At 50.1% G+C, this 7,485-nt stretch carries 8 protein-coding genes and 2 pseudogenes; 3 read left to right on the top strand and 7 right to left on the bottom strand.

All coding sequences use genetic code 11. The annotated features are described in order from the left end of the window. Positions 1-519 (top strand): DNA methylase (locus tag JRG72_11505; GenBank protein MBW2135829.1); only part of this gene is annotated, 519 nt, incomplete at its 5' end. A 172-nt stretch (positions 520-691) separates the two neighbouring features. On the opposite strand, the pseudogene JRG72_11500 reads toward JRG72_11505, so the two are convergent. From JRG72_11500 to JRG72_11470, 7 genes and pseudogenes are all read right to left on the bottom strand, one after another. Then, positions 692-1,069, bottom strand: a pseudogene (locus JRG72_11500) (Hsp70 family protein). Further along, a complete protein-coding gene (locus tag JRG72_11495) occupies positions 1,066-1,509 on the bottom strand; it encodes a hypothetical protein (GenBank protein ID MBW2135828.1) in 444 nt (147 codons plus the stop codon). Before JRG72_11495 ends, JRG72_11500 begins: the two are co-directional and overlap by 4 nt. Before the next feature lie 103 nt (positions 1,510-1,612). Continuing rightward, positions 1,613-4,828: pseudogene (locus JRG72_11490) on the bottom strand (helicase). Between the two features lie 45 nt (positions 4,829-4,873). After that, complete coding sequence (locus JRG72_11485; GenBank protein MBW2135827.1) at positions 4,874-5,221, bottom strand: DUF86 domain-containing protein; 348 nt, start codon at positions 5,219-5,221, stop codon at positions 4,874-4,876. Then, entirely contained in the window at positions 5,208-5,507 is a 300-nt protein-coding gene (locus JRG72_11480) for a nucleotidyltransferase family protein (GenBank protein MBW2135826.1), read from the bottom strand. The genes JRG72_11485 and JRG72_11480 overlap by 14 nt, the downstream gene beginning before the upstream one ends. 54 nt (positions 5,508-5,561) lie before the next feature. Then, positions 5,562-5,729, bottom strand: a complete 168-nt coding sequence (locus JRG72_11475) for a type II toxin-antitoxin system HicB family antitoxin (GenBank protein MBW2135825.1) — start codon at positions 5,727-5,729, stop codon at positions 5,562-5,564. Positions 5,730-5,759: 30 nt separating this feature from the next. Further along, entirely contained in the window at positions 5,760-6,122 is a 363-nt protein-coding gene (locus JRG72_11470; GenBank protein ID MBW2135824.1) for a nucleotidyltransferase domain-containing protein, read from the bottom strand. A gap of 476 nt (positions 6,123-6,598) precedes the next feature. Between JRG72_11470 and JRG72_11465 the strand changes: the two genes are divergently transcribed. Both JRG72_11465 and JRG72_11460 read left to right on the top strand, forming a co-directional pair. Continuing rightward, the gene (locus tag JRG72_11465; GenBank protein MBW2135823.1) at positions 6,599-6,763 is read left to right on the top strand and encodes a DUF4372 domain-containing protein; all 165 of its coding nucleotides are present in this window, start codon (positions 6,599-6,601) and stop codon (positions 6,761-6,763) included. A gap of 143 nt (positions 6,764-6,906) precedes the next feature. Beyond that, a partial coding sequence (locus tag JRG72_11460) for an IS4 family transposase (protein ID MBW2135822.1) occupies positions 6,907-7,485 on the top strand: 579 nt, incomplete at its 3' end.

Raw genomic sequence — 7,485 nt, 5'->3', positions numbered from 1 at the left:
CCGCCCTACTACACCGCCTGCCCCAACCCTTTTATCAGGGATTTTATCGAGCACTATGGCAAGCCCTACGACCCGGCCACCGACGACTACCGCCGGGAGCCTTTTGCCGCGGATACAAGCGCAGGTAAGTTCGATCCTGTCTATAGGTCACATTCATATCACACAAAGGTTCCATATATCGCGATCCAAGAATATCTCAAGCACTATGCAGAAGGGACCACCTGCGTTCTCGACGGTTTCTCTGGGTCGGGAATGACAGGTATTGCGGCAAGGAAATTACCCAAATCAAGAAACTTATTACATGTCATTCTGGTGGATCTAAGTCCAGAAGCCACTTTCATTTCTTCACGCATGCTGAATATAACTGACTCTAGCATCGCCACACAGGAGCACAAGCATATTTTAAAAACATTGGTAGAGAAAACAGCTCGTCTCTATGATGTGCCTGATGGTCATACAAATGGTCAAATAAATTATACTGTAAGGTGCGGGTGCGCCGGACCATATATAGACGCATGAGGTCGCACCAGTCATCAGCAAATTCACTCTTTTCGAAGGCCGCCAGGGAGCGCACCGAGCATTGATGTTGTTTTATAAATTCAGTTTCTCCAATGACCCTAAGTTTTCTTTCGGGCCGGAGGCCCAGATCCTTATCCTCAGTGACAAACAGCCGCAATTGGTTGGAAAGGTTATTTTGTTCTCGGATCTGGGGAATGAAGACTTCGTGAACAATAGCGGCGTCAATGTCCCCACCTCCAAGCCGATGGTAGCGGGAAACCAAAAGAGGTACCACCTTGAGACTCTCCATACGGTGGGGAATGGTTATGCGAAAAACGGCAGCATCACAAGTTTCGCCACCAAAATCGAAGACTATGAGCGTTTTTGATTCCCCAGCATTTCCAAGACAAGTGACACTGTTAGTAAAAAGGTAATCGAGGAACGCGGCAATGGGTTCATCAAGCAAATCTCTGCCAGAGATTTCGAGGCCTGCGAGTTTAGCCGCCTCAAGAGTATCGATCCGCTGGGCTGCCTGAAAAGAAGCTGGAACAGTGACTACAACCCGGTTTATAGGAGTTTGGTCTGACCCTTAGCAGTTTCATATAAGAACCTGAGGACTTGTTCGCAAATCTCTCGGGCGGTTTGAAAACCGGGCGGAGCTTTGTGATAGGTTCGCCTAATCCCCATATGATTTTTGCATTCCCAAAAAATATTCCTATAGATTTCCAGCCCACGCCGGCCGCGCAGTCGTTTAGCCCCTTCGCCAACCCATACCCTGCCTTCGTGTAGGGCGACCACAGATGGTACCGTGACATGGGTGTATATTCCTCCGGAGGTCCGTTGATTGATCTCAAGGCAACGCACCTTGGTAGACGGCATCTCCCCTGGGGAGCAGATTTTCTCGGCGACCGTAGAGTTGGTAGTGCCTAAATCGACCCCTAAGACTCGCACCGGTCTATCAGGGAGGCTGGTTATCCCGGTTAGGGAATATAAAGTCGGTAGATCGTCCATTTTTAGCCCTGTTTCACCAACTATGGCAATAAGTTATCCTTAATTAGGGGCCGATGTTACCTTCATTGAGGCTCTTGAGAAAGGCTGACCTTAATCTGCGCGATTAAATCAAGGCCTCGCTACAAATAACTCTCACGATCTCGGATTTTAATTCTTCCTTAGCACCTCTATCAAGCCATTCCCTCATGTTGTGCTGATGATAGATAGTTATCAAAGTCCTAAGCAGGTCCTCGCCAGTAACTCCATTGCGACGCAAGCGATTTAGCTCTCTGTTAACCGCAGTGGTAACCGGTGACCTAAAGGCCTCTTCCATCAGATTAATTTGGGCCCGCCGATCATCATCCTGGGTCGCGCCAAACAATACCCGAAGTTCGCGAATTATATATCTTTGACCTTGGGTCAGGGATAGGCTATGGGATCTAGTTGCCTGGCGGTGTTTGACCTCTTCGACAAAACGACTTTTAATTCTCATCACCGCCTGATTGTGTCCCTTGGGTAGCGGGGCCGCGGCCTGATCCGGACCGCATTGAATCTGACCGAGTATTGTTGGGATATCACGGGAAACAATCTCGCCATTTGAGTCCACCAAAAAGAGCTGCTGGTATTTCCCGGCCTGACAGAATATGTAACGCCCTTTAGTGTCTGAAGCCACCGCAGTGCGGATACCGTCCCTTAAAGCGGAGATACGGTCGAACTCAGCCGGATTCTCTTTTTTAGTTGCCTGAGCAACTCCTCCGCCTCATTCAGATCAATGAACTCATCCGGCGTCTCGAAGAGGTTGAGTCGATCGCCTTTTTTCTCGTAAATGGCATACATGGCCTCTGGATTTAGTTTCTCGCTGCTCTCCAGGACGGCCGCGTCCTCACCTATGGTCTCATGTATCTCTCGGATTCGATTGGCGAGCTTATCGTGCAAACCGAGGTTCTTATCCAGCTCAGTCTCAGGCAGGAAATTGAACCCCCAGATGACATCATATTCGGACCCGATGCGGTCGATCCGGCCAAACCGTTGGATCAATCGCACCGGATTCCAATGTAAGTCATAGTTGATGATCTTATCACAGTCCTGCAGGTTCAAGCCTTCGGACAGGACATCGGTAGAGATCAGCAATTGAATCTCTGTTTCGCCTTTTTGAAACTGATACTCTGGATTGGCATTCGGGGCAAAGCGACCCACTACCCGGGCCTTACTTTTATCGCCGCTATATATGACCTCAATATCCCCCCGTTTTGGGTCGGGGTTTAAATTACTGAAAAGATATTGCGCGGTATCCGCATATTGAGTGAATATGAGGCGCTTGCCCTGGGATAAAGGTTCTCTCTGTAGTAAATCAAAAAGCGTCTGGAGCTTAGCGTCTTGGCCGGGGGATATTGGCTCGACAAGGTCGATCATCTCGGCCAGTATATGCATATCGTGGTCTATATGCTGCTTAAGTAAATCAGACTCAAAATCGGCAATATCATAGCGCCCGGATATCTTACGTAAGGCCTCAAAAAGCTCCCCCTCCTCCATCAGGTCTGATTCATATAGGAGAGTCTGGGCGTCATCTCCGGCCGGAACCAACCCTTGGTTGAGGGCTTCCCGGAAAAGCTGGTGGATTCGGTAAAGTCTCTTCATGGACTCCCGAAAAGCATGGACACTGGACTCAAAGCGCTTGAAAAGCAATACCCGAATCAGGCCCCGGAGATTCGCCCCCGCCCGCTGCAGTTCATGGTAAGGAGGTTTCTTCTGTTTTTCCTTCTTGACGTAGTGCCATAAGCCATAATGGGCATAACTGAGTTGATTCGCCGGGGGCTTCAACCGTGCTGATCTCTGCGGACGGCCCAGATACTGGCGAATCCGGTTATACAACCCTTGATAAGTAGCTTCGATACTATATTCAACGGTCTCCAGCTCACGACGCGGGAAAAATTGATGCTTACCGCCTACCAAGACATAGGCCCGTTTCTTGCCTTCGCCTTCCATCATCGATGGCCTGGAAATATTGCCTCAGGTCGGGGGGGTCGATGGGCAGATCGGTTTTATCATCCTGGTGAAACAGTTCGACCTGATTATAGATATCCCAAGCGCTTTTGGTGCGGGGGGTGGCGGTCAGAAAAACCGTGCGCCGGCCGGTAGCCAGGAAATTCTGGAGAATTTTATACCCCTGGGTGGCCGGATTGCGAAAATTATGGCTTTCATCGACCAGAACAAAATCACGGTCACGGTATTTAACCTCGCTGATCAGAAAATTAATATCGTCATCATCGCTCTCTTTCAGCATTCCCATAGAAAGTACCCGGGCATTGAGGTGATAGACTTCGTTATAGCCTTCCCACATGTCAACCAGAGAAGCAGGACAGATGATCAGGGGCCGGGCATGGGAAGTGCGCTCGAAGTGTTTGATAACCGCCGAACCGATATAGCTCTTACCCAATCCGACCACGTCCGCCACGAAGCAGCCACCGTAATCTTTGATTATCTGCACTGCTTGGCGCACCGCCACCTTCTGGAAGTCGGCCAGCCTGGTGGTGATTTCATCATCCCAGAGAAGCTCCGCCCCTTCGGTCTCCTCCAACCTATCCTTGACCAGGGCATAAATGGTCTTCATATAGATGTCATAGGGGCTTACCGGGGCCACCGCCCAGGATTGCTGAAGCTCTTGCATCAGGTGATCTTTAAAGTCCTGGGCATCGCTCCACAACTCGTCAAACCAGCGGCTGAGTTCGCTCCACAACTCGTCAAACCAGCGGCTGAGTTCGGCATGGTTATCGTTGCCCTGAACCACCACATTAAGCTCGGTGTTATGGGTCACGCCGGCTAGAGTAAGGTTTGAGGAACCAACAATGGCAATGCCCCTTTCATAGCGGCCGTCGTCTCGGTAATCAAAGATATAGGCCTTGGCGTGCAGCCGCCCTTTGGTATAGACTCTGACCTTCAGACGCTTTTCCTCAATCAGGCGAACCAGGCTATTTATCAGCGCTTCCCCGGCATCGGTCTGGTCCATCACCTCTATCGCTTCTTTGAGATTATCGGCGGTGCGGGCTGCCATCCGCTTCACTTCGGTGCGTTTGACAAAACGCATCTCCTCGGCCGCCCGTTCCACCAGCTCCAGGCGCTTGTAACCCTCGCTGATCTGCTCCAGGGTCTCCCGGTTGGTGGTATTGCCGATGAGCAGACGCAACTCCTTTACCCCCGTCAGGCGGGCGGCAATACTCTCCAGTCCCGACAGAAAGAAATAGCCCACCGCAAAGGCGGCAGACTCCGTGGAGTCGAGGATGCGGTTGATGTGATCTACTAATTTCTCCTGGCGGTTGTCGATGATGTCGTGGGTGGGCATCACAAGATCATTAGTGGTTTTCAAGGATGGTAGCATTGGCAATCATTATCCGTCTTCGAGGGACGCAATCTTTTCAAGTTCAGCAAGCAGAGGTGGGAGGTCTCTGGAGATAATCGTCCAAATGATGTCCAGGTCTACATCGAAGTATCCATGAATCAACCGATCCCGGGTGCCAGCCAGTTGCTTCCAGGGGATCTGGGGATAGGTTTGACGTAATTCAGATGATACCCCTTTGGCGGCTTCGCCGAGAATTTCCAACAAACGGAGCAGCGCCAGGGTGAGCATTTCATCTTCATCAAGGCTGCATCGCGTCCGGTCCTTGGTGAACTCCAACATTTTCTGCGTCGCCTCCAGCATATGCCGCAGGCGTACCAGGTCTTTAGGGCGGGCCATATAACAATTCCGCCTCGGCCTTAACTTGATCCCGAAAATAGCGGCTCAAAAAGCCAGGGGTATGCAGGTCCACCTTATAGCCCAGCAACTCCGACAACTCCGCTTCCAGGTCAAAAAAATCCAGACCCGGGATATGCCCTGGTTCAAACTCTATCAACACATCCACATCACTGTCCGGGCCAAAGTCGTCCCGCAAGACTGAGCCAAAGAGAAATAGACGCCGGATGTGGTGTTGCCGGCAAAAATCGGCGATCATATTTTTCGGTATGTTGAGGTTCTTGGGCATCGATCCTTTATCGTGCCTATGACACCAGTTTTGTAGGATTATTTAAACTTAAAATTAACAACTTCCTGCCTGCAAGCAGAGTTCGATAACTTCTTTTATGCGGGGCAGGAGATCTTCCATCGTCCGGGCTTGGGTATAACAGCTCCTCAGGGCCGGGACCGTGGCTTCTAGGTAACCGTCTTCATCCCGCTCAATTAATACATTGAACCGGTATTTCTTCATGCTAGTCTCTGTATATCGGTTGCTTGGGCCTCATATGGCCATTCCCTCCTGCCGAACATTTAGCAACAGGGGACTGCGTTCCCGTTCGAACTGCTCGGCGGAGACAAAAACGCAGCTAATGACCTCACAGTATTTGAGAGAAATCTCCGCCACCGCATACACGGTCCGATCGATCTCCTGGCAGGGTGACACCGGGCCAGTCAGCACCACTAAAACGTCGATATCCGACATTGGCGAGGCGTCGCCACGGGCTCGGGAGCCATAAAGCACCATCTGCACCAGCCGTTCCCCGTAAAGCGTCTCGAAGCGGCGGCGCAGCTCACTTAAAATCTCCTTCAATTTTTCGGTCAAATTACCACCCCTGGAAAACGCTGATTGTGGGCTGGTGGCCATTAGAGCAGGGTAATTTCCTGGCGACCGCCCTGGGCCTCATTGATGACTACCAGCTTAACCTGATCTAGGGCAAGAAGCTGCTGGTTGGCGTTTATACGACCGGCCATGGCTTACAGGTTGCTAGCCTTTTGCAGGCGCGTCTCCACCAAGTTGATTACCGCTTCATGTACTGCTTCCCGCTCCCTTTTAGTAAGGGCCATAGTTTCAAAAATGATGTTTTCCATGGCATGGCGGTCTTTTAGGGTCGCTTCCGAACAAATGGTCTTTATTTCCCTGGTTTGCAGCTCAATTAAGGAAGGAATGTGTTTTGGTTCTAATCACTGCTGTCCGGTAGACGATACTTAAAAATGGCAACAATAGTCCGGTAGACGATACTTAAAAATGGCAACAATACTTAAAAAATAGTCCCCATACCTGCCAATTATGTTATAATATTTTAGCTAAAAATCGAATAACAAAAAGGAGTTATGGGGACTATGGCACATCTTAACACAATCTTAGGGCAAATGCTACAACTAGTACCGAGACATGTTTTCGACCATATCGTCGATACCCATGCTTGGGAGGGTCCGAAGCCCAGAAAATTTTCGTATTGGTCACAGTTTGTTGCCATGCTATACGCCCAGTTCAGTAGTCGCTAGAGTCTCCGGGATTTGGTGTTTAGTCTCAATCAACACGTCAGAAAACTTTATCACTTGGGCCAGTCCGAGGTGAAACGCTCTACCCTAGCAGAAGCCAATGAACTACGTCCGGCCATTATTTTTGAAAAGCTTTATCATAAGTTATGGCACCGCTTAGCTGGGAGCTGACTCGGAAACATAAACGGCAGTCCAAACTAAAAATCATTGATTCGACTACCATCGATCTCTGTGCCAGCGTTTTTCCTTGGCCTACCTTTCGGGCCCGCAAGGCTGGCATTAAGTTGCACACAGTGATAACCGATATGCTGCCGCAATGCGTGATCTTGACCGAAGCTAAGGTGCATGACCTGCAAGTTGGCAAAACCATGCAATTCAATCCAGGTGATTTATTAATTTTTGACCGTGGTTACATCGATTATGCCTGGCTGTATCGCCTCCATCAGAAAGGTGTCTGGTTTGTTACCCGACTGAAATCCAATGCCTGCTTCGAAGTCAGCGAAACCTTGGCAAATACTGCTCCTGACCGGGTTCTCGCTGACCAGGTCATCCGCTTGAACTCCGAGCATGGGATGGTCAGCTATCCTGATACTCTGCGCCGGGTGCACTACCGCGCCCCGGAAACCGGTAAAGAATATGTGTTTTTGACCAATCGTTTTGACCTGTCGGCCTTGGATATTGCCGAACTCTATCGGCAGCGCTGGCAGATCGAACTGTTTTTCAAA

It is taken from the genome of Deltaproteobacteria bacterium, assembly GCA_019309545.1.
Taxonomy (GTDB): Bacteria; Desulfobacterota; Desulfobaccia; order Desulfobaccales; family Desulfobaccaceae; genus Desulfobacca_B.
This window is presented reverse-complemented; position numbering and strand designations above follow the sequence as displayed.

Bases quoted from the DNA above. Each gene is read 5' to 3' on its own strand.
- JRG72_11495 (MBW2135828.1), bottom strand. From the start codon at position 1,509: ATGGACGATCTACCGACTTTATATTCCCTAACCGGGATAACCAGCCTC.
- JRG72_11485 (MBW2135827.1), bottom strand. From the start codon at position 5,221: ATGGCCCGCCCTAAAGACCTGGTACGCCTGCGGCATATGCTGGAGGCG.
- JRG72_11480 (MBW2135826.1), bottom strand. From the start codon at position 5,507: ATGCCCAAGAACCTCAACATACCGAAAAATATGATCGCCGATTTTTGC.
- JRG72_11475 (MBW2135825.1), bottom strand. From the start codon at position 5,729: ATGAAGAAATACCGGTTCAATGTATTAATTGAGCGGGATGAAGACGGT.
- JRG72_11470 (MBW2135824.1), bottom strand. From the start codon at position 6,122: ATGGCCACCAGCCCACAATCAGCGTTTTCCAGGGGTGGTAATTTGACC.
- JRG72_11465 (MBW2135823.1), top strand. From the start codon at position 6,599: ATGGCACATCTTAACACAATCTTAGGGCAAATGCTACAACTAGTACCG.